The organism is Arsenicicoccus dermatophilus (assembly GCF_022568795.1).
Classification (GTDB): domain Bacteria; phylum Actinomycetota; class Actinomycetes; order Actinomycetales; family Dermatophilaceae; genus Arsenicicoccus; species Arsenicicoccus dermatophilus.
On sequence record NZ_JAKZHU010000001.1, the window covers coordinates 2432739 to 2456396 of the forward strand.

Sequence of the window (23658 nt, forward strand, 5' to 3'; positions counted from 1 at the left end):
GCGGGACCCGCCGGTCGCGGTAGGCACAATGGCCCACCCCTCGGACACCTCGGGTGGCCGGTTACTCACCGTAAGTTCCATGTCGTGCTCTTTCAGCCACACTCATAGGCAAACATAAGCAAACTGCCTATGTTGGCTCCATGACCGTTACTCCTCCCCTCCCCACGTCGCGGTGCTCCGCACCTGGGCGACCGCCGCGGCCCTCGGTCTGCTCGCCGGAGCGGTCGCCGTGGCCACCTTCGCGGCCGCGTGCACGTGGCCGGCAGGAGACCTCCCCTCCCTGCTCGGCAGGACCGCACTGGCAGCCTCGGGTGCCCTCGCCGCCTCGTGGCTCGTGCGCACGGCGACCGATCTCCTGCTGCTCGCCCGCGACCTGCGGCGCGGCTCCGCCAGCAGGCTCGCGGCAGCAGGGCAGGACCGCCGCCTCCGGCTCGCCGCAGCCCTGCTGGGAGTCGGTATGGCGACCACCACCACCCCCGCCCAGGCCGCGATCCACCCCGCGCCCGCGGCCGCAGCAGCCGCCCTGGGCACGGGCACGACGGTGCTGCCCGACCTCGCTCCGACGGGGGCGGACCGGACCGCGGTCGACAGCTCGCCCGTCCAGCCGGACCTGCTCCCCGAGCCGGTAGCCCCCACGCCGGTCGACCCCGACGCCGGAGCCCGACCCCGTCCCGCGGCGCACCGGGCCCCGGACCTGACGCGCCAGGACGAGGTGGTGGTGCTGCGCGGCGACACCCTGTGGGCCCTCGCCGCGGCGCACCTGCCGGCTCACGCCTCCGACGCCGAGGTCGCCGCGGCCTGCCACGAGTGGCACCGCACGAATCGCGACGTCATCGGTCCGGACCCGGACCTGCTCCTGCCCGGCCAGGTGCTGCAGGTCCCCACCTCCGAGCGCATCGGCAGCGCTCGATGAGCCTGGCAGCAGCCCCGAGGCCGCACGTGCGGCCCGCGCCCCGGATCGTTCCCGAGCCGATCGGCCACCCGTCCTCCCCCGACGACGGGCATCACGGGTGGACCGTCGGCCAGGGGACCCTCGACCTGGACTTCCGGCACCGGGACGCGGCCTTCGGCCCCCAGCCCACCGCGAGCGCCGACCTGCCCTCCGCCTCCGCGTGGGCCCAGCAGGTGAGCCAGGCCGTGGTCGAGGTCCTGGCTGCCCACCGCCCGATCAGCCAGCTGGTCCGGTGGACCACGACGGAGGTCTACGCCCGGCTGGCCCGCGGCGCGCAGCTGGCGCCCACCCGCCATCCCGGCCGCAGCCGACGCCCGGTGGTGCGGCGGGTCCGGGTCGACGAGCCCCGCGACGGGGTGGCCGAGGTGGCGGCGGTGGTGATGATCGGGGACCGCGCCCGCGCGATCGCCTTCCGGATGGTGGGTCGGGACGGGCGGTGGGTCATCGACGCCATGACCGTCGGCTGACCCCCCGCTCCGGGGGCAGCACCTCACCCGGCGTCCGGCTCGGAGCGAGTCGGCCGAACCCCGGGCGGCATACGGCCGGAGTCGGATCGGGCCCGGCAGGACGTGATGTCCTGCCGGGCCCGTCGGTGTCGAAGGCGGCTCAGCGACGGCGACCCTTGCGGCCGCTGCGGCGCTCGCGCCGCGTGGCGGGCTGGGCCGCCTGGGCGCTCTCGTCGTGCTCCTCGACCGAGCCGTCCTCGCTGGGGGCGGAGTAGTGCAGCCGCTGACGCTCGCGCGCCGCCTCGGCCAGCCGCGCCGCCTCCTCCTCGCCGATCTCCACGTCGAGGTTGAACAGGTAGGCGACGGACTCCTCCTTGATGCCGTCCATCATCGCCTCGAAGAGCAGGTAGCCCTCGCGCTGGTACTCCACCAGCGGGTCACGCTGGGCCATGGCCCGCAGGCCGATGCCCTCCTGCAGGTAGTCCATCTCGTACAGGTGCTCGCGCCACTTGCGGTCCAGCACGGACAGGATCACCCGGCGCTCCACCTCGCGCATGACGTGCTCACCGAGCTCGGCCTCGCGGCGGTCGTAGGCGTGCTGCGCGTCGGACTTGAGCTCCAGGGCCAGGTCCTCGGGGCGCAGGGCGGCGCGGCCACCGGCCTCGTCCTCGAGCTCCTGCCAGGAGACGCCCACCGGCCAGATCAGCCGCAGCGCGGTCCACAGGCGTTCCAGGTCCCACTGCTCGGGGAAGCCCTCGCCGGTCTCGGCGGTGACATAGACGTCGACGACGTCGTTGAGGAAGATCCGGATCTGCTCCTGCAGGTCCTCGCCCTCGAGCACCTTGCGGCGCTCGTCGTAGATCACGGTGCGCTGGCGGTTGAGGACGTCGTCGTACTTGAGGACGTTCTTGCGGATCTCGAAGTTGCGACCCTCGACCTGGGTCTGGGCGCTAGCGATCGAGCGGCTCACCATCTTGGACTCGATCGGCACGGACTCCTCGATGTTGGCCCGGGCCATGAAGGTCTCGACCATCTGGCCGTTGAACATCCGCATGAGCTCGTCCTGCAGCGAGAGGTAGAACCGGCTCTCGCCGGGGTCACCCTGGCGGCCGGACCGTCCGCGCAGCTGGTTGTCGATGCGCCGCGACTCGTGACGCTCGGTGCCGAGGACGTACAAGCCGCCGAGCGCGACGACCTCGTCGTGGGCCTCCTTGGCGCCGGCCTCGGCCTCGGCCAGCGCGACGTCCCAGGCTGCTTCGTACTCCTCCGGCGTCTCGTCGGGGTCCAGGCCCTGGGCCTTCAGCGCCTGCATGGCCCGGAACTCGGGGTTGCCGCCGAGGATGATGTCCGTGCCTCGGCCGGCCATGTTGGTGGCCACGGTGACCGCGCCCTTGCGGCCGGCCTCCGCCACGATCGCCGCCTCGGACGCGTGGTGCTTGGCGTTGAGGACGTGGTGCGGGACGCCGCGGCGGCGCAGCAGCTCGGAGAGGTACTCCGACTTCTCCACGGAGGTGGTGCCGACCAGGACCGGCTGGCCCTTGGCGTGCCGCTCGACCAGGTCGTCGGCCACGGCCTCGAACTTCGCGACCTCGGTGCGGTAGACCAGGTCCGGCTGGTCCTTGCGGATCATCGGCCGGTTGGTGGGGATCGGGACCACGCCCACCTTGTAGATCTGGTGCAGCTCGGCGGCCTCGGTCTGGGCGGTGCCCGTCATGCCCGAGAGCTTGGTGTAGAGCCGGAAGTAGTTCTGCAGCGTGATCGTCGCGAGGGTCTGGTTCTCGTTCTGGATCTCGACGCCTTCCTTGGCCTCGATCGCCTGGTGCATGCCCTCGTTGTAGCGCCGCCCCGGCAGCATGCGACCGGTGTGCTCGTCGACGATCAGGACCTCGCCGTCGATGACGACGTAGTCCTTGTCCCGCTTGAACAGCTCCTTGGCCTTGATCGCGTTGTTGACGTAGCCGATGAGCGGGGTGTTGACCGACTCGTAGAGGTTGTCGATGCCGAGGTAGTCCTCGACCTTGTTGATGCCCGACTCGAGGATGCCGACGGTCTTCTTCTTCTCGTCGACCTCGTAGTCGCCGCGGCCGTCCTCGCCGCGCTCCAGGCGCATGACGAGCTTGGCGAACTCGGTGTACCACCGGGTCGCCTGGTCCGCGGGGCCGGAGATGATCAGCGGGGTGCGGGCCTCGTCGATGAGGATCGAGTCGACCTCGTCCACGATGGCGAAGTTGTGCGGCCGCTGCACCATCTCCTCCGGCGTCCAGGCCATGTTGTCGCGCAGGTAGTCGAAGCCGAACTCGTTGTTGGTGCCGTAGGTGATGTCCTTGGCGTACTCCACCCGGCGCTGCTCGGGGGTCATCGACGCCATGATGCAGCCGGTCTCCAGGCCCAGGAAGCGGTGCACGCGCCCCATCTGCTCGGCCTGGGTGGAGGCGAGGTAGTCGTTGGTGGTGACGACGTGGACGCCCTTGCCCTCCAGGGCGTTCAGGTATGACGGCAGCGTCGCCACCAGGGTCTTGCCCTCACCGGTCTTCATCTCGGCGACGTTGCCCTGGTGCAGGGCCGCACCACCCATGAGCTGCACGTCGAAGTGCCGCTTGCCCAGGGTGCGCCGGGAGGCCTCGCGGACCACGCCGAAGGCCTCGGGCAGGATGCCGTCCAGCGTCTCGCCCTTCCGCAGCCGCTCGCGGAAGAGGTCGGTCTCGGCGCGCAGCTCGGCGTCGGTCATCGCCTCGTAGCTCGCCTCGATGGCGTTGACCTGGACAGCGATGCCCTGCAGGCGGCGGAGGGTCTTGCCCTCGCCGGCGCGCAGCAGACGGTCGATGACGGACACGTGGTGCTCCCTCGCGGTGATCGGTGGCTCACGGGGCCGGTCGCCCGGCCCGCGCTCCGCTCAGACTAGTGCGTATGCCGGAGGTCGGCAGTCACCTCCGGCCCACCGTCGGCTCACCCCGGGGTCGTGCCGGTGCCACCCCGGGGCATCCCGAGGTCACCTCGGGGTCACGTCGGGGTCACCTCGGGACAGCCGAGCCAGGCCCCGAGCGCCGCCAGCTCCTCGTCGAGGGCGGCCACGGCGTCCGCCCCGGCGTGCTCCTCCAGGTGTCGCGCCTGGACGAGCAGCCGCCCGGTCGCGCGGTCCGCCTTGAGGTCGACGCGGGCCACGAGCCGCTCGTCGTGCAGGAAGGGCAGGACGTAGTAACCGTGCTCGCGCAGGTGCGCCGGCACGTAGATCTCGAGCCGGTAGTCGAAGCCGAACAGCGCCCGGGTGCGGTCCCGCTGCCAGATCAGCGAGTCGAAGGGGCTGAGCAGCGCGCTCGCCGCGACCCGGCGCGGCACCCGGGCGTCGCGGTGGACATAGGCCGGGCGGCGCCAGCCCTCGACCTCGACCGGGACGAGCACGCCCTCCTCGACCAGGGCGTCGACGGCGGGGGCCGCCCGGGGCGTCGGCAGCCGGAAGTAGTCGCGCAGGCACCGGGCGGTGCCGACGCCGAGGGCGCGGGCCGACAGCTCGACCAGGGCACGCACCCGGGCGTCGTCGCGCTCCGGGGTGCGGGCGGCTGCGAGCGCGTCCGGCAGCAGCGACGGCGGGAGCACCCGGGCGAGCGAGGCGTAGCGCCGCTCGAAGCTCGCCGTCCGCCCGGCGCTGGTGATCTCGCCGGCCCAGAACAGGTGCTCCAGGGCGGCCTTGACGAGCGACCAGCTCCACCCCCATCGGTCCCGCGGCCGCACCGGGTCGTGCGCCAGCCGGGCCTCGACCTGGCGGGACGTCAGCGGGCCGTGCTCGCACACCTCGTCGCGCACCGCCGCCACCAGGTCCGGGTGCTCACGGGCGACCCGGCGCATCCCGTCCCAGGCGTCGTCGTGCGCCCGGGCCATCCGCCACCCCAGCAGCGGCCAGGTCGACGGCGGCACCAGCGACGCCTCGTGGGCCCAGTACTCCACCATCCGGCGCGGGGCCCGGTCCCGCAGCCCGTCCAGGGTCGCCCGGTCGTAGCCGCCGAGGCGGGACCAGAACGGCAGGTAGTGCGAGCGCGACAGCACGTTGACCGAGTCGATCTGCACCACCTGCACGGTCCGCAGGACGCGCGTCAGATCGCGGGCGGCAGGGCGCTCCGGGCGCGCCCGGGCGAAGCCCTGCGCCGCCAGCGTCATACGCCGGGCCTCGGGCAGGGTGAGCCGCCGCAGCGGCGGGTGCGCGGCCACCGGATCAGTCGGGCAGGTCGAGGATCTTCTCGCGGACCGCGAACATCACGGCCTCCATCCGCGAGTGCAGCTGGAGCTTCTCCAGGATGTTGCGGACGTGGTTCTTGACGGTGTTCTCGGAGATGAACAGCTCGGTCGCGATGTCCTTGTTGGCCAGGCCGCGGGCGACGAGCTTGAGGACCTGCAGCTCCCGGTCGGTGAGCCGGGGCACCGGCATCGCGGGCCGCTCGTCCTCCCGCTTGATCAGGTGCGCGAACTCCTGCAGGAGCTTGGACGCCATGGGCGGCGAGATCAGCGACTGACCGGCGGCGGCCTGGCGGATGCCGTTGGCGATCTCCTCGCCGGGCACGTCCTTGAGCAGATACCCCGTCGCGCCGGCGCGGACCGACTCGTACAGGTCCTGGTGCTCGTCGGACATGGTCAGCATCACGACCTTGACCGACGGCACCGACGCCCGCACCCGAGCGGTCGCCTCGGACCCCGACAGGCGGGGCATCCGCACGTCCATCAGCACGATGTCGGGCACCAGCTCCTCGGCGAGCTGGACCGCCTCGGCGCCGTCGCCGGCCTCGCCCACGATCTCGATGTCCGGCTCCTGGGCCAGGACCATCTCCAGCCCCCGCCGGTAGAGCACGTGGTCGTCGGCCACCAGCACCCGGATGCGCTCCTGCGACACGCCGTCGTTGTTCCCCGTCATAGCGGCATCCTGGCACGCAGCAGCCGCGCCCGCGGGGTGAGCCCCGGGCGACTCGCCGGGCCGCGGCGCGTCGGCTGGGACGGGAGCAGCCGGGGCCGACCGGGCGCCGCACGGAGCATCCGGTCGGCCCCGCGACCTCAGGCGGTGGTGGTCTGCGCCTCGACGGCGGACTCCTCGTCGACGTCCGTCCCCTGCTCGGTGTCCAGGTGCAGGACGCCGTAGGACCAGCCGCGGCGGCGGTAGAGCACGCTGGGTGCCCCGGTCTCGGCGTCGGTGTAGAGGTAGAAGTCGTGGCCGACCAGCTCCATCTGGTCCAGCGCCTGCTCGAGAGTCATCGGCGCGGACCGGTGGTGCTTGACGCGCACCTCGATCGGGGTGTCGGGCAGCTCGACGACCTCGGGGCCGGGGTCCTGCTCCGGCTCGGCCACCGTCGCCTCGGCGGGTGCGGCGGCCTCGGGCGCAGGGGCCGGGACCTCGGTCAGCACGGAGGCGGCGAAGGGACCGACGGCGAGGTCAGGCGCGGTCGACGTGGTGACCCGGCGGCGCTGGCCGCGGCGCCGGTCGGCGGCCTTCTTGAGCCGGTCGAGGAGCTTGGTGGCCGCGGTGTCGAAGGCGGCCTCCTTGTCGTCCCCCGTCGCCTCGGCCCGCACGACCGGGCCCTTGGTGCGGCAGGTGATCTCCACGGTGATCGCGTCCGGGGCGGTGGCGCTGGCCTGCTTGGCCACGATGACGTCCACGCGAGGATCGCGGCTGACGAAGGGCTCGAGCTTGCCGAGCCTGTCGTGCACGTGCTCGCGGAACGCGTCGGTGACGGGAAGGTGGCGACCGGTGATCTGGATGTCCATGGAATCTCCTCCTGGAGGGGGGCGTGGACCTGCTGGGGTGATCAGGCCTGCATGGCCTGCTGCGAGCTGCTTCTCACCTCCCTCCCACGACCGGAGGACCCGACTCGTCATCGAGCCGTTGCCTGACGTTAGCGCAACGTTCGACCGATGCCCACGGGTTCCCGGCAGGTCCCGCCGTCCGGACCGCGCCAGGCCGTCGCCGCGTCGCCGCCACGACCACCGCGGCCAGCACGGGCACCCCGCGGGCCTCCAGCGCCCTGGTGGCCTCCACCAGGGTGGCGCCCGTGGTCAGCAGGTCGTCCACGAGCACGACCGGACGGGCTCCCTCGGGGCGGGCGAGCGTCATGGTGGCGTGCAGGTTCGCGGCCCGCGCCCGGTGGCCGAGGACCGCCTGGTCGGCTCGGGGACCCCGGGTGGCGAGCAGTCGGTCGACCGGGAGGCCGACCCGGTCCGCGGCCGCGGCGACGAGCGCCTCCAGCGGCCGGTCGCCCCGGCGCCGACGCGCGGCCGGGGAGGTGGGCACCGGCACGACGACCGGACGTGCGGGGGTGCGGAGGTCATCTGCCCCGGCATACGCCTCGGTGATCACCAGGCCCAGGGCGGGGACCAGCAGCTCGGCGAGGTGCGGGCGCAGGTCCCGCCGCTGCTCGTCCTTGTAGGCGTGCAGCGCCCGCCTCAGCGAGCCGTCGTTGACGCCCGCCGCGACCACCGGGGGCAGTCCGGCCGGCTCGGGGTCGGGACGGACCCGCCGCGGACCGCCGGCGTGGCACCAGCCCCACAGGTCGGCCCGGCAGGGATCGCACAGCGATGCCGCGGGGCGACCGCAGACCGCGCAGGTGCGGGGCAACGCGAGATCGGTGAGGGCGGTGGCGAGGTCACGGACCCGCATGGCCCCTCCCCTGCCAGGTGTATGCCGGAAGGCCCCACCCTCCCACCCGCTCGACCCGGGTCCGTCCGACGCGACGCTCCCCTGTGGACGACCGGTCCCGGAACCCGCCGCCGTCCCCAGACCCGGCGCCCGGCCCAGGACCGACCCACGGCCCACCCGCCAGGTCAGTGCCCGGGCACCACGAAGTCGCCGGTGGTCACGAGAGGCTGGAAGCCGTTGCCGGACCGCACCAGCGCCTGGCCGCGGTCCGTCTGCACCACGATGGTGCGCGCGCCACCGATGCTGGTGATCGCCGTGCCGCCGGGGACCGGTCCGAGGATCTGGCTGGGACCACTGATCGGGGCCACGACGACGTGGGGGGTCGGGAGGTCGCGTCCCCGGCCGAGGACGCCGAGCGTGTCCGCGTCCAGCCAGGTGGCGTCCACCACGGAGACCAGGGCGCCTGCGACGGCGATCGGCTGGGCGAGGCCCACCGGGCGCCCGTCCTTGCGCAGGACGCCGCTGACCCCGACGGTGGCCGGGCCGCCGCCGGTGGGCTGGGAGACGACGAGGACACGTTGCCCCTCCGGCGAGGGACGCAGCGCGAGGACGGTCCGGTCGGCCAGCCAGGGCACGTTGACCGCCGTCGGGGGTGTGGCGGAGGTGTCCGAGCGGGGCAGGACGAACAACCGCGTGCCGGCGCCGGTGCGGCCCGCCACCCAGAGATAGCCGCGGGCGTCGTAGGCCGGCCGGGTCAGGTCCTGGGCGAGCTTCTCGTGGCGGATCAGCCGGGTGCCACGCCAGCGGACGAGGTCCCGCCGGTCGGCGTCCAGTCCCGCCAGCTCCTCCCCGTCGGGGGACAGCGCCAGGCGGGACCACTGGGTGCCCACCGACGGCAGCGGCGGCCCCTCCAGAGGACGCCGGGTCGCGCGCTGGCCGCCCTGCTCGCTCAGCGAGGCCGGGTCCACGCGCTCCAGCGTGGTCCGGCGGCGGAGCAGCACCGGGGAGCTCGGCAGGACCGCCTCGGCGAGGGACACGTCGGTCGCGCTGAGGGGGCCCTCGGGCAGGCCGGGGGCGGTGAGGGTGCTCCCGTCGGCCTCCAGCTGCACCCGGTCCACACCGGGCACCGAGGTGAGGGTCGTGGTCAGCTGCTGCCACATCAGGCGCCGGCCCCGGTCGTCGGCGTTGAGCGCGCGGGCCGTGAGCCCCACCCGGGCCAGCCCCCGGTCGAGGGCGACGGCGCCGAGCGAGAGGTCGGTGTACTCCGGGACGCCGGTCTCGGCCGCGCCCTGCAGGTAGGCCGGCGGCGCCGCCAGCTGGGCCCGCGCCACCCTCGTCAGCAGCCCCGAGCCCTCGAGGAACCAGCGGCGGTCCAGGATCAGGGCGTTCTGGCCGGGGGCGGCGTAGGCGACCGGGGAGGAGGCGTAGAGCCCCAGGTCCGAGCGGCTGATCCAGGCCGAGGCCAGCGCCCCCAGCCCGCCGTCGATCCGCCACTCGTCCCCCTGCCTCGCCAGGGTCACCGTCGCGGTGCGGACCTGACCGGGGGGCAGCTCGACATAGTGCCCCTCACGGTCCAGCTGGGCCGACACCACCCCGCTGACGGTCACGACGCCGGGCCTGACCTGGGTGACCGTGGGGCGGCGGGCATCGTCGTAGATCCAGGCCGAGCCGTCGGGGTGCCACTGCTCGGAGCCGCGTCCGCTGAGGTAGTCCCGGGCCACGCCGCTGTCCTCGGACGCCACCCCGGCCCGCAGGAAGTCCGTCACCAGGGCCTCGGGGGTCGAGCCGGGCACCGGTCCGCGGGGGATCACCCGCACGCCCTCCGCGGGCCCGCGGCCCACCACCTGGCCCTGCTGGACCGGGCTGGAGCCGGGCAGGCCCTGGCAGCCCCCGAGGGCCAGCGCGGCGGCGAGCGTCAGGGGTATGCCGAGGAGGCGGCACCTCATGGCTGGTTGGCCCAGGTCGGGTTCTTGGCGGCTGCCGTCGACCGCTTCTGCAGGCCGAGGAAACCGACGTCGAGGGCGGTGCCCGGCACCGTGTCGGCCGTCCCGCGGACGCCCCCGAGGTCAGCGGGCCGGGCGAGGACCGGCGGGTTGACCCGGACGCCGCGAGGCTGCATCGGCAGCGGCGACTCGCCGAAGGGCTCGCCGAAGGTCACCGGCAGGGTGAGCCGGAAGCAGGACCCCACCCCCGGCTGGCCCCAGGCCTCCAGCCAGCCGTGGTGCAGGTGGGCGTCCTCCATCGAGATCGACAGCCCCAGGCCGGTGCCTCCGGTGGTGCGGGCGCGGGCCGGGTCCGCGCGCCAGAAGCGGGTGAAGACCTTGGCTGCCTCGCCGGGCTTGAGGCCGACGCCGTTGTCCCGGACGGCCACGGCCGCGGCGTCCACGTTGCGGGCGATCTCCACGGTGATCGGCTCGCCCTCGCCGTGCTCGATGGCGTTGACGACCAGGTTGCGCAGGATCCGGGTGATCCGGCGGCGGTCGCCGTCCGCGATGACGGGCACCTCGGGAGCCACCACGCGCACCTCGCTGCCGCGGTGCGCGGCGAGGGCCGCGGAGTCGTCCACGACCTCCTGCGCCAGCTGGCGCAGGTCCAGCGGCTCGGGGTCCAGGCTGGCGGCGCCCGCGTCGATCCGGCTGATCTCCAGCAGGTCGGTGAGGAGGTTCTCGAACCTCTCCAGCTGGCCGGTGAGCAGCTCGGCGCTGCGGGCGGCCGCCGGGGAGTCGAAGCCCTCGCGGGCGTCGTAGAGCAGGTCCGCGGCCATCCGCACCGTGGTCAGCGGGGTGCGCAGCTCGTGGGACACGTCGGACACGAACTGCTGCTGCACCGTGGACAGTCCCTCGAGCTGCACGATCTGGGTCTGCAGGCTGGACGCCATCCGGTTGAAGGATCGGCCGAGCACCGCCAGGTCGTCGGTCCCCCGCACCGCCATCCGCTGGTCGAGCTTGCCGGAAGCGAGCCGCTCGGCCACCTGCGCCGCCCGCCGGACGGGGTCGACGACGAGCCGGGTCACGACATACGCCACGCCGCCGATGAGGACGACGAGCAGCCCGCCCGCGAGGAGCAGGTTGCGGGTGACGATCTCCAGGGCCCGCGCCTCCGCACGCATGGGATAGGCGTAGTAGAGGTCGTAGCTGCCGGCGCCGGGGGGCAGCTGCACCTGCGCGCCCACCAGGATCACGGGCACGCTGGTGCCGTCCCGGCGCAGGGTGACGATCTGCAGCTGCTGGTGGGTGCGGTCCGCCCGCACCTGGGTGCGCAGCGTCCCCGGCACCTCGGCCAGGGAGATGTCACCCGCCGCCACGGTGGGCAGCGGCGCCCGGGTGTTGCCCACCGCCGGGGTGATCAGGACGTCCCGGGAGCGGTCCGGGGCGTGGTCCTGCTGCACGATGTCGGTGACCATCTGCCGCAGGTTGGACTCGTCGGTCTTGTCGGCGTGGTCGAACTGCGCCTGCGCCGCCCGCTGCCGGGCCGCGGCGTCGTTGCCGGCCGTCGCGCGCCTCTCGTCGGTCAGCCCCTCTGCGACCCGCCCGTGCAGGTAGGACCCCACGATGAGCAGCATGGCCGTGCTCAGCAGCATGGTGCTGGCGACGGTGCGGATCATCAGCGAGCGCCGCCACAGCTCGATCAGGCGGGTGACGGCGGCCCGCAGCCAGGGCCAGGTGCGCGACAGCCCGCCGGCCGCCGCACGCGAGACCCGGACCCGCAGCGCGGCGAGGTCGGAGCGCAGGGTGCGGGCCATGGGCTGCCGGGCGCCGGTCAGGAGCTGGTTCCGGCCTTGTAGCCGACGCCGCGCACGGTCACCACGATCTCCGGGTGCTCCGGGTCGTGCTCGATCTTGGAGCGCAGCCGCTGCACGTGCACGTTGACCAGGCGGGTGTCGCCAGCATGACGGTAGCCCCAGACCTGCTCCAGCAGGACCTCGCGGGTGAAGACCTGCCAGGGCTTGCGGGCCAGCGCCACCAGGAGGTCGAACTCCAGCGGGGTGAGCGAGAGGGTCTCGTCGCCACGGCGGACCGCGTGGCCGGCCACGTCGATGGTGAGGTCGCCGATGGTCAGGTGCTCCTGCTCGACCTCCTCGCCGCGCCGTAGCCGGACCCGCATGCGGGCGAGCAGCTCGGCGGGCTTGAAGGGCTTGACGATGTAGTCGTCCGCCCCGGACTCCAGGCCGACGACGACGTCGGTGGTGTCGGTGCGGGCGGACAGCATGACGACCGGCACGCCGGACTCGGCGCGCAGCCGGCGGCATACCTCGATCCCGTCCATGCCGGGGAGCATGACGTCGAGGAGCACCAGGTCGGGCTTGACCTCGCGGAAGGCCGGGAGCGCTGCCGTGCCCGTGGCCACGTGCGTCACGTCGAAGCCCTCGCTGGTCAGCACGATGCCGAGCATCTCGGCGAGCGCGAGGTCGTCGTCGACGACCAGGATCCGGTGCTTCACGGGGCTGCTCCTCACTGCAGGACGTCGTCCGTCATCTTCACACACGAGCCAGCCCCCATCACGCAGGGGTCATGGGCGGCTGCGCGTGTCCGCCCCTGCCCACCCGCGCGGCTCAGCAGGACCACGGAGGGCGACGCCTTGCCCTCGTCCGGGCAGGCGCCGCCGCCCTCCAGGCGGTCGGTCAGTAGCGGTAGTGCTCGGGCTTGTAGGGGCCCGCGACGTCGACGCCGAGGTACTCCGCCTGCGGCTTGGACAGCTCGGTCAGCCGCACGCCCAGGGCGTCCAGGTGCAGGCGGGCGACCTTCTCGTCCAGGTGCTTCGGCAGCACGTAGACGTCCTTGGCGTACTCCCCCGGCTTGGTGAACAGCTCGATCTGGGCGATCGTCTGGTTCGCGAAGGAGTTGCTCATCACGAAGCTCGGGTGCCCGGTGGCGTTGCCGAGGTTGAGCAGCCGCCCCTCGGACAGCACGATGATCGACCGGCCTGCAGGCTCACCGTTCGGGCCGGCCTCGGTGAAGGTCCACTCGTGGACCTGCGGCTTGATCTCGGTCTTGGTGATCCCGGCGACCTTGGCCAGCCCGGCCATGTCGATCTCGTTGTCGAAGTGGCCGATGTTGCCCACGATGGCCTTGTCCTTCATGGCGACCATGTGCTCGGTGCGGATCACGTCGAAGCATCCCGTGGTGGTGACGAAGATGTCGCCCTGGCCGACCACGTCCTCCAGCCTCGCGACCTGGTAGCCCTCCATCGCCGCCTGCAGTGCGCAGATGGGGTCGATCTCGGTGACGACGACGCGTGCCCCCTGGCCGCGCAGCGACTCGGCGCAGCCCTTGCCGACGTCGCCGTAGCCGCAGACCACGGCCACCTTGCCGCCGATGAGGGTGTCCGTGGCCCGGTTGATCCCGTCGATCAGCGAGTGACGGCAGCCGTACTTGTTGTCGAACTTGGACTTGGTGACCGAGTCGTTGACGTTGATGGCCGGGAACAGCAGCTCGCCTGCCCGCGCCAGCTCGTAGAGCCGGTGGACGCCGGTGGTGGTCTCCTCGGTGACGCCCTGGATCTGCTCGGCGACGCGGGTCCACTTCTGCGGGTCCTGGCCCAGGGTGCGGCGCACCAGCGCCTTGAACACGCCGAGCTCCTCGGAGTCCTCGTCGGTGGTGGGCGGCACCTGGCCCGCGGCCTCCCACTCGCGGCCCTTGTGCACGAGCATCGTCGCGTCGCCGCCGTCGTCCAGGATCATGTTGGCGCCCTCGCCACCGGGCCAGGTGAGGATCTGGTCGGTGCAGTCCCAGTACTCCTCCAGCGTCTCGCCCTTCCAGGCGAAGACCGGCACGCCCTGCGGGTCCTCCGGCGTCCCCTGCCCGACCACGATCGCCGCCGCGGCCTCGTCCTGCGTGGAGTAGATGTTGCAGCTCGCCCAGCGCACCTGCGCGCCCAGCGCCACCAGGGTCTCGACGAGCACGGCCGTCTGGACGGTCATGTGCAGGGAGCCGGCGATCCGCGCGCCCGCGAGGGGCTGGGCCTCGGCATACTCCTCGCGCAGCGCCATGAGGCCCGGCATCTCGTGCTCGGCGAGGCGGATCTGGTGCCGCCCAGCCTCGGCCAGGGAGAGGTCGCGGACCTTGTGGTCGATCGTCACGTGACGAGCCTTTCGATCGGTATGGCGAGAAGAACGGCCCGCCCACCCGCAGGCGGCAAGGGCCGACCGCCCGAGTCTAGGTGATCCGCGGGGTCGCCGACCGGCGCAGGTCAGCGGATCGTCGCGGTGCGCAGGGCGGCGACGTGCGGGTTCGTGGAAGGGTCCAGCCCCAGACCCAGCGCGGCGTAGGCCGCCATGAAGTCGGTGAGCGCCACGACGGTGGCGAGCCGGACCACCTGGCAGCCGCCGCTGCCGGTGACCTCGTGCACCCGCACCCCGGTGTCCCGCGCCTCCTGCAGGACCGCCTCGGCCAGGGCCGTCTGGGTCGGCGGGACGTCGGCGCCCTGCTCGCGCAGCAGGAGGAGCCCCAGCGGCGGGGTCTGGGCGGCGTCGAGGAAGGGGTCGGCGAAGATGTCCCGGGCCGGGCCGGTGGCGTGACCGCCGACGCCCTGGCCGCCCGCGGCCGTGAACGGCCCGCCGAAGGTCGCGACGACCTGCGAGGCGTCGTCGGGCAGCCAGCCGGGCATCGCGGGGATGCGCGCGGTGCGGGCGAGCCCCGCGACCGCGCGGCGGGCGGCGACCCCCATGGCGGCACCGTCGCCGAGCACGACGGGGACGGTCTCGGCGAGCTGGACGGCCGCGACCTTGGCGGGGTTGACGAAGCTCTCGGAGCTGGGACGGCAGGCTTCGGCCTGGGCGTCGAGCTCGTCGGCGACCGTGGCCAGGACGTCGGGGCCGCAGTCCACGACCCCGAGTGCGTGGCAGGCGACGAGCACCGGGGTGAGCAGGGCCCACAGGGAGGTGCGGGACGCGACGACCTCCGGCGGCACCGGGACGTGGACGCCGCGCGCCTGACGGCACACGTCGGCCAGGGGCGACTCGGCGGCCCCGACGGTGAGCAGCTGGGCGCCCCGGCGGGAGGCCTCGGCGGCCAGGGTCACCGGACCGGGCGCACGGCCGGACAGGGACACGGCCACGACCACGTCCAGGGGACCCACCCAGCTGGGCAGCGGTGCGGTGGAGCGGCGCCCCACCGGCACCGGGCCGTGGTCCTCGGCGAGGACCCCCAGCGCCTCGGCCACCACGGCCGAGCCACCCAGCGCGCAGACCAGCACCGCGCGGGGGCGGTCGTCCAGCGTCAGCCGCGTGGCGCCGGCCTCCTCGGCCATCGTCATCCCGGCGCGCACCTGCGCCCCAGCCGTGGCCAGGGCCCGGACGTGGTCGCGGGAGTCGAGCCGGCGCAGCTCGTCGAGGTCGTCGAGCAGCCGCTCGTCCAGCTGGGGCATGGGAGCCTCCTCGGCAGGGGTCAGAGCTGTCGGGCCTCGTCCATGAGCAGCACCGGGATGCCGTCCACGACCGGGAAGGCCACGCCGAGCGCGGGACAGCGCAGCTCGGGGCTGCCGTCGGGGGCGGTGCCGTCGACGAGCTCGTGCTCGCCTCCCGGGGACCGCAGGATCTCGCGCAGCCAGGGCTGGATGGTGGTGTCGCTCATGGGTCAGGCCTCTCCTCGGATGATCGCGAGGACCTCGTCCCGCACCTGCTCCATGGTGGCGCGGTCGGCGGCCTCGACGTTGAGCCGCAGCAGCGGCTCGGTGTTGCTGGGACGGACGTTGACCCACCACAGGCCGCCGTCCTGCCCCGGCTCGTGGGTGGCGGTCAGGCCGTCGAGCTCGTCGATGTCGAGCCCCCGCCCGACGGCCCACTCGCGCACGAGCGCGCTGCGGGCGGCCTGGTCGGCCACGGTGGAGTTGATCTCTCCGCTGGCGACGTAGCGGTCGAAGCGCTCGACGAGCCGCGAGGCGGGGTCGTCGGTCTCGGCGAGGGCCGCGAGCAGGTGCATCGCGGCGAGCATCCCGGTGTCGGCGAACCAGAAGTCCTTGAAGTAGTAGTGCGCCGAGTGCTCGCCGCCGAAGACCGCGTCGTGCTCGGCCATCGTGGCCTTGATGAACGAGTGACCCACCCGGGTGCGGACCGCGCGGGCGCCGGCCTCGGCGATGACCTCCGGGACCGCCCGGGAGGTGATGACGTTGTACACGAAGGCCAGCTCGCCCGCATCGGCACCCCCTGCCACCGCGCGGGCGGTCTCGCGCTCGACGATCAGGCCGGTGACCGCGGACGGGCTGATCGCCGCCCCCCGTTCGTCCACCGCGAAGCAGCGGTCCGCGTCGCCGTCGAAGGCCAGGCCCAGGTCGGCCCCGTGCTCGACGACCGCGCGCTGCAGGTCGACCAGGTTGGCAGGCTCGAGGGGGTTGGCCTCGTGGTGGGGGAAGGACCCGTCCAGCTCGAAGTACAGCGGCACCACCTCGAGCGGCAGCGCGTCCAGGCCGGCCGCGTCGCCGAGCACGGCGGGGACGGTCAGCCCACCCATGCCGTTGCCGGCGTCCACCACGACCCGCAGCGGGGTGCTGCGCCGCGGCGCCGACAGGTCGACCAGCCCGCGCAGGAACTCGGCATACGCCCGCAGCAGGTCCTGCTCGCGGATCTCGCCGGGGGTGGCAGCAGGAGCCTGGTCGGGCTCGCCGTCGAGGAGGCCCTGCGCGAGGTCGCGGACGGCCGCGAGGCCCGAGTCCTGGCCCACCGGGCGGGCGCCGGAGCGGCACATCTTGATGCCGTTGTATGCCGCGGGGTTGTGGCTGGCCGTGAACATCGCACCAGGCAGACCCAGGTGGCCGGACGCGAAGTACAGCCCGTCGGTCGAGCACAGGCCGATCAGGATGACGTCGACGCCGTGCTGTGCCGCCCCCTCGGCGAACGCCCGGACCAGCTCCGGGGAGGAGGGTCGCATGTCGTGCCCGATGACGATGCCCGCGGCACCGTCGGGCAGGGCCACCACGCGGGCGAAGGCGGACCCGAGGGCGTGAGCCACCCTGGCGTCCAGCTGGTCGGGGACGAGGCCACGCACGTCGTAGGCCTTCACGAAGGTGGTGAGATCGGTGCGAGAGGTCACGACCTCACCCTACCGGGCGAGCCCGTGCCGGGGCCCGGTCAGCGTGGGCCGTCTGGACCCGGATCGGTGACGACCTCGCCGTCCTCGGACCGGCGCGGCCTGCCCCGGGGGGCGCCGTCCGCCTCCTCGCGCAGGACGCGCAGGTGGGCCCGGCGCCCCACCTCGACGGAGGTCACCTGCCCGATCGGACGAGCGCCCTGGGTCGGGCCGCCGGTGGCGGCGACGATGGTGCGCCGGGTGGAGTCGGTGCGCCGGGTGGAGCCGGTGCCCCGCGGCGGGGAGGTCTGCCGCTCCGGCTGGGGCGCAGCCTGCTCGCGGCGGTCACGGACGGCGTCGGCGATGGCCACCAGCTCGTCCGGCGCGGGCGCCGGGTCCGCGAAGTCGGGGACGAGGCGCACGACGTCCCAGCCGCGCGGGGCGGTCAGGCGACGCGCGTGGTCCGCGCACAGGTCGTAGGAGTGCGGCTCCGCGAAGGTCGCGAGGGTGCCCACCACGACCTGCGACTCGGCATAGACATAGGTGAGGGTCGCCACGGCGGGACGACCGCACGGGGTCTTGGAGCACAGGCGCGGAGCGGTCACGGGAGTGCACCCTAGCCCGCGCGCGGGTCCGCGGCCATCGGCACGCCGTAGGATGCCGGACGTGAGCACGCCCCCTGCCGAGAGCCCCTCCGCGGGCCCGGCTCGCCGACTGTCGCGCGACCGACGCGGCCGGGGGCGTCGCGGCCCGCTCGCCTGGCCCCCCGTGCCGGAGATGATCAGCCGGGCGGACCGCTTCGACCAGCTCGTCCTCGACGCCGTGGACCGGGTCGCGCCCCGCGCCGACGGCCGGCTGGACGGGGTGGAGGTGGCGGTCGAGCTCGTGCCCGCGGACGACGTCCTGCGGACCTCCGAGCAGGAGGGCTCGATCCCCCTCGGGCACGCTCGCCCCGGCGACGGCTCCCACCGACCGCAGATCGTGGTCTACCGCCGCCCGGTCGAGAGCCGGACCTCCGGGAGCACCGAGCTCGAGCAGCTGGTCGACCTGGTCGTGGTGGAGCAGGCCGCGGCGCTGCTCATGGTGTCGCCGGAGGACCTCGACCCCGGCTACGACCCCGATCTCGGCTGATCCGCTGCGGGACGAGGGCGCACCCACCCGCCCGCCGACGGGCGCACCCGGCGGCCGCAGCCGTCAGCCCTGGCGGGACACCACGAAGGGCACGGTCGTCTGCGACCGGGCCGTCAGCGGGCTGGAGGTGATCAGCCCACCCTCCGCCTCGGTGACCAGGGCGGCCCGCACCCCGGGCACGTCGGGGCGCAGCCACACCGACGCCGAGCCGCCCACCGCCACGCTGACCGCGGAGGCCGGCGGGATCGTCAGCAGCCGGGGGCTCGGCAGGCCCGCCGGGTCCACGAGGGTGAGGGTCGCGGTCGCCGGTCGCGAGGTGGGGTTGGCCACGGACAGCCGCTCGTCGAGGGCGGCGCCGGCCTGGACGCCCAGCGGCACGCCCGCGAGGTCGTGCAGGGGGGACGCCGCGACGGCCCACGCCAGGTCGCGCACCGGGGAGGCCACGGTGGCGGGGCCGGCCGGCCGGGCGCCGTCCGCCCGCCCCACCGAGGCGGCGGCCACGACCGGGGTCGAGCCCTGCACCTGGACGGCATACACCCCGGACGGCAACGACGGCAGCCCGAGGTCCGCGGTGGCCCGGCCCGCGACCCGGCGGGTGACGGTGACGCCGGGCAGCGGTCCCACGGACCGAGGACGGAGACCCGCACGTCGGAGGGTGCCGTGCCCGGCACCGCGACGCGCACGACGACGGGATCGACCGGCCCGCTCACCGAGACCCCGGGCAGGACCTGCTCGGTCTCCGGAGGGGCCGAGGCCGCCGTGTCGTCGCCGCCCCGGGGCACGATCCCGTCGAGCCACCCGTCGTGGAGCGTCGCGTGGACGGTGCCGGCCCGCACCTGCACGTGCGCAGCCGGGCTGACCTCCGCGCCGTCCAGGGCGTCGAGCAGCACCACGGTGCGCCCGCGCGCCGGCACGACGACGCCGCGGCCCGCCACGCCGATGATCGGGCCCTTGGCCCCCAGGACAGTGATGTCCACGGTCGCCGCGGTGCCGTGCGGGTTGACCAGCACCAGGTGCTCCTGACGTCCGGCCTGGCCCGAGCCCGCCAGCAGCCAGGCGTCGGCCTGGGGGACGGAACAGGGCGCCGACGAGAGGACGCGCCGCTCCCCCGCCGGGACCAGCGAGCGCTGCAGGCCCACCAGGGTCGGCGCGAGCCCGCCCGTCGCAGAGACCAGCCCGCCGCGCGCACCGGCGACCGGCGCGGCGAGCACGGCGGTCCCCACGGCGCTGCGCCGCAGCTCCACGCCGCCGGGCAGCGCCGACAGCGTGGTGGAGCCGTCGGGCAGCTCGGCCCCCAGCGCGCCAGGCACCCCCGCGGGGGCGGCCGCGGCGAGCAGGTCGACCACGGTGCCCGGCCCCCCGGCCCTGGGCGCGGGGAGCCCGGGCACGCCCGCCGTCTCCGGCCCCGGGCACAGCAGGGACACGGCCGTCAACGGCCGACCCGGCCGGTCGGCGGCAGGCGCGACGCGGCGGGGCGCCCCGTCGACGAGATAGGTGCGGTCCATGGCGGTGGCGCCCGCGACCGTGGCCGCCCCGGCCGCGACGACCACGAGCACCCTCAGCACCCCTGCACCCTTCATCGGGACTCCCTCTCCTGAGGACGGGCCCCGAGGGGCAGGGCCAGGACCCCCACGACGACGAGGAGCCCCAGCTGGGCCCACCGCCACCAGCTCCACGAGGTCGTGGGGCTGATCTCGACGTGGTGCGCACCCGGAGGCAGGGGATAGGCCGCCAGCCCCTGGCGTTCGACGGCGCGGACCGCGACGCCGTCGACGGTGACCTCGGCAGTCCGGGCCCAGGACGACGGGCGGGCCACCGTCAGGATCGCGGCCCTCTCGGGAAGGTCTCCCGAGGCCCGAGGCCCGGGACCGTGCACCGGCACCGACCCCACGAGCTCCCCGTCGGGACCCAACACCTGCACCGCCGACACCACGAGGGGGGCCGACCCGCCGGGACCGGCGCCCCGCGGCGAGACGCGCCACAGGCTGACGTCGCCCGGATCGGACAGCCGGGCCAGGCCGGCCGTGGTGTCCAGGATGGTGGTGACCTCCGGGGCGGCGGGTCGCAGCCCCACGAAGCCCACGCCGAGGTCAGCCAGCCGTCGCGCAGCGGTCGGGCTCGTGCCGCCCGTGGGGGCGCCGCCGAGGAGATCGGACACCGGGCCCTCGGAGGGATCCACGACCTGCGTGCGCGGGAGCGAGCGCACCACCTCCACCGGGTCGCCCGGCAGCAGCTCGTAGCCGAGCGCCCGACCCTGCGGGTGCAGGGCGAGGTAGCGCGTGTGCAGGGCGCTGCCCGCCCCGTCGGCGACGATCTGGGGCAGACGCTGCGGGCCCACCCGCAGGTGGTCGTCCAGACGCACCACGGACAGCCAGCAGGCCTGCGCGACCACGGTGAGGGCCAGCAGCCCGGCCAGCGTCCACCCCGTCCAGCGCACCGCCCGCCCGGGCGAGGTGGCGGGGAGGGCCGCGCCGCTGCGCCATACCGCGTCGGCACCGACGAGCGCCGCGGCGAGGAGCGCGAGCGTGAGGAGCAGGACCGGGGCGCCCGTCCAGGCCGTGACCCGGTGGGTGCCGGCCTGGTCGACGACCTGGGCCAGCGTGAGGGAGGGCGCGAAGCTCGCGAGGGCCAGCGCCAGGACCGCCAGGCCGGCCAGGGGCCCGGTGAGGCGTCCACGCCGTCCGGGCACGAGCATCCCGGCCAGGCCCGCGAGCAGGACCGGGGCCATGAGGACCGGCCACCACTGCTGCAGCCAGGTCGGTCCGGGCAGGGCGAGCGAGGGGTCCAGGGCCGGCTCGGTGGGCCACAGGAGCGCGGCGGTCCAGGGGCGGGGGGCGGTCCCCCACCGCGCGAGGCCCGGACCGGTCAGGAGGAGCTCCGGTCCGTGCCACCAGGCCCGGACGTCCGGACCGAGCAGCGCACCGGGGACCAGGACGAGCAGCAGCCCGGCGACGCGGGACCGGCCGGCGCCCAGCCCCCCGATCAGGATGCCGGCGACGGCGACGACGACCAGCAGGAGAGGTGCCACCGAGGCGGCGGCTGCGGCGACGAGGAGGGTCGCGCCGACGGCGGGCCACCACGGCCGGCGCCGGCTGCAGGCGGCCAGGCCCGCGAGCAGGGGCGGCAGGAGCAGCCCGAGCGCGGCCGCGCCCACCCGTCCCTCGCGCAGACCGACGAGCAGCGCCGGCGAGAGCCCCCACGCCAGGGCCACCAGCGCCCGGGGCCACGGCCGATGGGTCACCACCCGACCCGAGAGGTATGCCGACAGCACCGACAGCGGCAACGCCGCCACCAGGAGCAGGGCCACGGCGGTGCCGGTGGGCGCGGTCGGGGTGCGTCCGGGCAGCAGCTCCACCAACGCGGCCGAGCCGGCCAGCAGCGGCGTCCACAGAGGCGCCGGCCGGGCCATCCCCGCACCGTCCCCGCTCCAGCTCGTGAGGTAGCGCGTCCAGGCCGCCGCCGCATCGCCCGAGGCCGGGAGCAGCTCGCCGCCGACGAGGCCGCGGTCCCGGAAACCGCCCAGGTCCTGGCCCAGCACGCCCCACCAGCCGATCACGGTGAGGACCGTGGCGGCGAGGAGGGCGAGCAGGACCGGGTGTCGGGCCGCACCGGCGCCCGGCTCCTCCCCGGGCAGGTCCTCGGCCTCGTCGCTGACCGGACCCGGCTCCACGAGGTCGGGCCGGTCGTCGTCGGCCACGTCGGTCGCGGCGGCGCGGCGAGCCCCCGGCAGGGCCCGGGCCAGCTCGTCCATGACACCGCGCAGGGTCTCGTGCTGGGGCGTCAGCAGGTCGCCCACCGCCACCCGGACACCCCTGGGCGGGCTCGTGCGGGCCGGCAGCCAGCGGTGCAGGGCGAGGACGGCCAGCGCGTCGGAGAGCTCGGCGCGCGCCGCCCGCGGACGTTTGGCCACCAGCAGGAGCAGGGCGAGGGCCAGCCCGCAGCCGAGGACCTGGGCCATGACCAGGGGCACCTGCCACCAGGGATGACGCGCGAGGGCGACGTGGCGGGACGCCCGTCGGCGACGACGCAGGTGGGCGGCCGCGGCCGCGCGGCGCTCCCGGTCCCAGTCGGCCCGCTCGGCCAGGACCCGCTCGCGCAGGATCCCCCGTTCCTCGAGCTCGGCCCAGGGCACCCCCGCGAACGGCAACCGCTCCCGGGAGCGCAGCCCCCGCTCGCTCGCCCGCGCGGTCCGGGCCCGGGCCTCGGGCACCACCAGCACCTCGTGGCCGGCGTCGCGGACGCGCCAGCCCAGGTCGAGGTCCCAGGCGGCAGACAGCCGAGGATCCGGGCCCCCCAGGTCGTCGAGCACGTCGGCACGCACGAGCAAGGCCCCCGCCCCCGCGGCGAGGACCTGGGACCGGTCGTCGTGCTGCCCCTGGTCCAGCTCCGGGACGCGCGGGACAGCGACACGACGGCCCGTGCGGGACACGGCGAGACCCATCTCGACGAGACGGTCGGGCTGCTCGTCGTCGAGATGCTTCGGGCCGAGGACAGCTGCCGCAGGGTGCTCCGTGGCGGCCTGCACCAGGTGGGCGAGGCAGCCCGCCTCGGGACGGCAGTCGTCCTGGACCACCCAGACCCAGCCGGCCGGTGCGGGCGCCGGCTCGGGGCTCGGAGGCGACGTGGGAGCGACGGTCGAGGCGGGAGCAGAGGTGGCGTCCGGCGCGACGGTGTCGGCGCGGGAGGTCGTGGCAGCGGGGGCGCTCTCGAGCGGCGCCGATCGCGCGGTCATGGGCTCGGCTGCTGCCCGCAGGGCCGCCATACCGGCTCGGATCGCACGGGCGTCGGAGCTGCCGCGGGCCACCACCACGATCGGCTCGGGGAGGTCGTCAGGAGTCGGGAGGGGATCGTCGGAGGCGCCGGCGAGGACGATCGCGAGGCGGCGCTGGGCCGCCGTCTGGCCCGAGAGCGCTCGGAGGCAGTCCGCCGCCCAGGGCGCGCCGTCTCGGACGACGACGATCGCATCGACGGGGCCGGGTTCCCTCGCGGGGGCTGCCGCGCCGCTGAGAGGAGCTGAGGGCACCTGTTCTCCGTGGGCTGGGGCTCGGGGCGCCGGAGCGCCTGTCTACCTGGGGTGTGCCGCCACCGCGGCGCGGGTCAGGTCCGGGTCGGACCGGCTCCGCTCAGACTGCGCGCTTCTTGAGCTTGCGGCGCTCGCGCTCGGAGAGCCCGCCCCAGATGCCGAAGCGCTCGTCGTTGGCGAGCGCGTACTCCAGGCACTCGGCCCGGACCTCGCACCCGGTGCAGACCTTCTTGGCCTCGCGGGTGGAGCCACCCTTCTCCGGGAAGAAGGCCTCCGGGTCGGTCTGCGCGCACAGTGCTCGCTCCTGCCAGGAGAGCACGCCCTCCTCCGCGTCGTCGACACCCGACACGTCCAGCCCGCCGACCAGCTGCAGTTCCATCACGGCCCCTCCTGCCTCCGCACCGGGACCGCGGTCTCGATGCTGTGAGTAATTGTTGCGTTACACGTAGTAGCGGGCCACTGGCACAGCGATCTGTCCCCACCCGGGTGCA

Annotated in this window: 19 protein-coding genes and 1 pseudogene; 3 read left to right on the forward strand and 17 right to left on the reverse strand. The window is 74.7% G+C overall.

What is annotated here, in order from left to right; genetic code table 11:
• The first annotated feature begins 172 nt into the window (after positions 1-172).
• Entirely contained in the window at positions 173-913 is a 741-nt protein-coding gene (locus MM438_RS11250) for a LysM peptidoglycan-binding domain-containing protein (RefSeq protein ID WP_241452576.1), read from the forward strand.
• On the forward strand, positions 910-1419 hold the full coding sequence (locus MM438_RS11255; RefSeq protein WP_241452577.1) for an Rv3235 family protein: 510 nt from the start codon (positions 910-912) through the stop codon (positions 1417-1419). Before MM438_RS11250 ends, MM438_RS11255 begins: the two co-directional genes overlap by 4 nt.
• A 139-nt stretch (positions 1420-1558) precedes the next feature.
• Here the strand turns inward: MM438_RS11255 and secA are convergent, their stop codons facing one another.
• The 13 genes from secA to MM438_RS11320 all read right to left on the reverse strand — a co-directional run bounded on the left by secA (position 1559) and on the right by MM438_RS11320 (position 17618).
• Positions 1559-4231, reverse strand: a complete 2673-nt coding sequence (secA, locus tag MM438_RS11260; RefSeq protein WP_241452579.1) for a preprotein translocase subunit SecA — start codon at positions 4229-4231, stop codon at positions 1559-1561.
• 167 nt (positions 4232-4398) lie between these two features.
• Positions 4399-5601, reverse strand: coding sequence for a winged helix-turn-helix domain-containing protein (locus tag MM438_RS11265; RefSeq protein WP_241452580.1), 1203 nt, complete (start codon positions 5599-5601; stop codon positions 4399-4401).
• A gap of 4 nt (positions 5602-5605) precedes the next feature.
• Positions 5606-6298, reverse strand: coding sequence for a response regulator (locus tag MM438_RS11270; RefSeq protein WP_241452581.1), 693 nt, complete (start codon positions 6296-6298; stop codon positions 5606-5608).
• 137 nt (positions 6299-6435) lie between these two features.
• On the reverse strand, positions 6436-7143 hold the full coding sequence (hpf, locus tag MM438_RS11275; RefSeq protein WP_241452582.1) for a ribosome hibernation-promoting factor, HPF/YfiA family: 708 nt from the start codon (positions 7141-7143) through the stop codon (positions 6436-6438).
• A gap of 73 nt (positions 7144-7216) precedes the next feature.
• On the reverse strand, positions 7217-8032 hold the full coding sequence (locus tag MM438_RS11280) for a ComF family protein (RefSeq protein WP_241452583.1): 816 nt from the start codon (positions 8030-8032) through the stop codon (positions 7217-7219).
• 164 nt (positions 8033-8196) lie between these two features.
• On the reverse strand, positions 8197-9957 hold the full coding sequence (locus tag MM438_RS11285; protein WP_277627963.1) for an LpqB family beta-propeller domain-containing protein: 1761 nt from the start codon (positions 9955-9957) through the stop codon (positions 8197-8199).
• Positions 9954-11753 carry an MtrAB system histidine kinase MtrB gene (mtrB, locus tag MM438_RS11290; RefSeq protein ID WP_241452584.1) on the reverse strand — a complete coding sequence of 600 codons (1800 nt, stop codon included), beginning with the start codon at positions 11751-11753 and terminating at the stop codon, positions 9954-9956. The genes MM438_RS11285 and mtrB overlap by 4 nt, the downstream gene beginning before the upstream one ends.
• Positions 11754-11770: 17 nt before the next feature.
• Positions 11771-12451: an MtrAB system response regulator MtrA gene (mtrA, locus tag MM438_RS11295; RefSeq protein WP_338155546.1), complete on the reverse strand. Its 681-nt coding sequence runs from the start codon at positions 12449-12451 to the stop codon at positions 11771-11773.
• 181 nt (positions 12452-12632) lie between these two features.
• Positions 12633-14090: an adenosylhomocysteinase gene (gene ahcY, locus MM438_RS11300; protein WP_241452585.1), complete on the reverse strand. Its 1458-nt coding sequence runs from the start codon at positions 14088-14090 to the stop codon at positions 12633-12635.
• 110 nt (positions 14091-14200) lie between these two features.
• On the reverse strand, positions 14201-15376 hold the full coding sequence (locus MM438_RS11305) for an SIS domain-containing protein (RefSeq protein ID WP_241452587.1): 1176 nt from the start codon (positions 15374-15376) through the stop codon (positions 14201-14203).
• Between the two features lie 20 nt (positions 15377-15396).
• The gene (locus tag MM438_RS11310; protein ID WP_241452588.1) at positions 15397-15582 is read right to left on the reverse strand and encodes a Trm112 family protein; all 186 of its coding nucleotides are present in this window, start codon (positions 15580-15582) and stop codon (positions 15397-15399) included.
• Between the two features lie 3 nt (positions 15583-15585).
• Positions 15586-17037, reverse strand: a complete 1452-nt coding sequence (locus MM438_RS11315; RefSeq protein WP_241452589.1) for a phosphomannomutase/phosphoglucomutase — start codon at positions 17035-17037, stop codon at positions 15586-15588.
• Between the two features lie 38 nt (positions 17038-17075).
• Positions 17076-17618 (reverse strand): DUF3499 domain-containing protein, encoded by a 543-nt coding sequence (locus MM438_RS11320; RefSeq protein ID WP_241452590.1) that lies wholly within the window; start codon positions 17616-17618, stop codon positions 17076-17078.
• Between the two features lie 52 nt (positions 17619-17670).
• Between MM438_RS11320 and MM438_RS11325 the strand changes: the two genes are divergently transcribed.
• Positions 17671-18144 carry a metallopeptidase family protein gene (locus MM438_RS11325; protein ID WP_407568176.1) on the forward strand — a complete coding sequence of 158 codons (474 nt, stop codon included), beginning with the start codon at positions 17671-17673 and terminating at the stop codon, positions 18142-18144.
• Between the two features lie 63 nt (positions 18145-18207).
• Here the strand turns inward: MM438_RS11325 and MM438_RS11330 are convergent, their stop codons facing one another.
• From MM438_RS11330 to MM438_RS11340, 4 genes and pseudogenes are all read right to left on the reverse strand, one after another.
• Positions 18208-18768, reverse strand: coding sequence for a DUF5719 family protein (locus tag MM438_RS11330; RefSeq protein WP_241452592.1), 561 nt, complete (start codon positions 18766-18768; stop codon positions 18208-18210).
• A gap of 59 nt (positions 18769-18827) precedes the next feature.
• Positions 18828-19724: pseudogene (locus MM438_RS16950) on the reverse strand (DUF5719 family protein); the annotation flags it as partial.
• Positions 19721-23167 carry a glycosyltransferase gene (locus MM438_RS11335; protein ID WP_241452593.1) on the reverse strand — a complete coding sequence of 1149 codons (3447 nt, stop codon included), beginning with the start codon at positions 23165-23167 and terminating at the stop codon, positions 19721-19723. The gene MM438_RS11335 and the pseudogene MM438_RS16950, both read right to left, overlap by 4 nt.
• Before the next feature lie 100 nt (positions 23168-23267).
• A complete protein-coding gene (locus MM438_RS11340; protein ID WP_241452594.1) occupies positions 23268-23546 on the reverse strand; it encodes a WhiB family transcriptional regulator in 279 nt (92 codons plus the stop codon).
• Positions 23547-23658: the final 112 nt, after the last annotated feature.

Excerpts from the sequence above, each read along its gene's own strand:
- MM438_RS11270 (WP_241452581.1), bottom strand. The coding sequence starts at position 6,298 with ATGACGGGGAACAACGACGGCGTGTCGCAGGAGCGCATCCGGGTGCTG.
- mtrB (WP_241452584.1), bottom strand. The coding sequence starts at position 11,753 with ATGGCCCGCACCCTGCGCTCCGACCTCGCCGCGCTGCGGGTCCGGGTC.
- MM438_RS11310 (WP_241452588.1), bottom strand. The coding sequence starts at position 15,582 with ATGAGCGACACCACCATCCAGCCCTGGCTGCGCGAGATCCTGCGGTCC.
- MM438_RS11285 (WP_277627963.1), bottom strand. The coding sequence starts at position 9,957 with ATGAGGTGCCGCCTCCTCGGCATACCCCTGACGCTCGCCGCCGCGCTG.
- MM438_RS11305 (WP_241452587.1), bottom strand. The coding sequence starts at position 15,376 with ATGCCCCAGCTGGACGAGCGGCTGCTCGACGACCTCGACGAGCTGCGC.
- MM438_RS11325 (WP_407568176.1), top strand. The coding sequence starts at position 17,671 with ATGCCGGACGTGAGCACGCCCCCTGCCGAGAGCCCCTCCGCGGGCCCG.
- MM438_RS11340 (WP_241452594.1), bottom strand. The coding sequence starts at position 23,546 with ATGGAACTGCAGCTGGTCGGCGGGCTGGACGTGTCGGGTGTCGACGAC.
- hpf (WP_241452582.1), bottom strand. The coding sequence starts at position 7,143 with ATGGACATCCAGATCACCGGTCGCCACCTTCCCGTCACCGACGCGTTC.
- MM438_RS11280 (WP_241452583.1), bottom strand. The coding sequence starts at position 8,032 with ATGCGGGTCCGTGACCTCGCCACCGCCCTCACCGATCTCGCGTTGCCC.
- MM438_RS11255 (WP_241452577.1), top strand. The coding sequence starts at position 910 with ATGAGCCTGGCAGCAGCCCCGAGGCCGCACGTGCGGCCCGCGCCCCGG.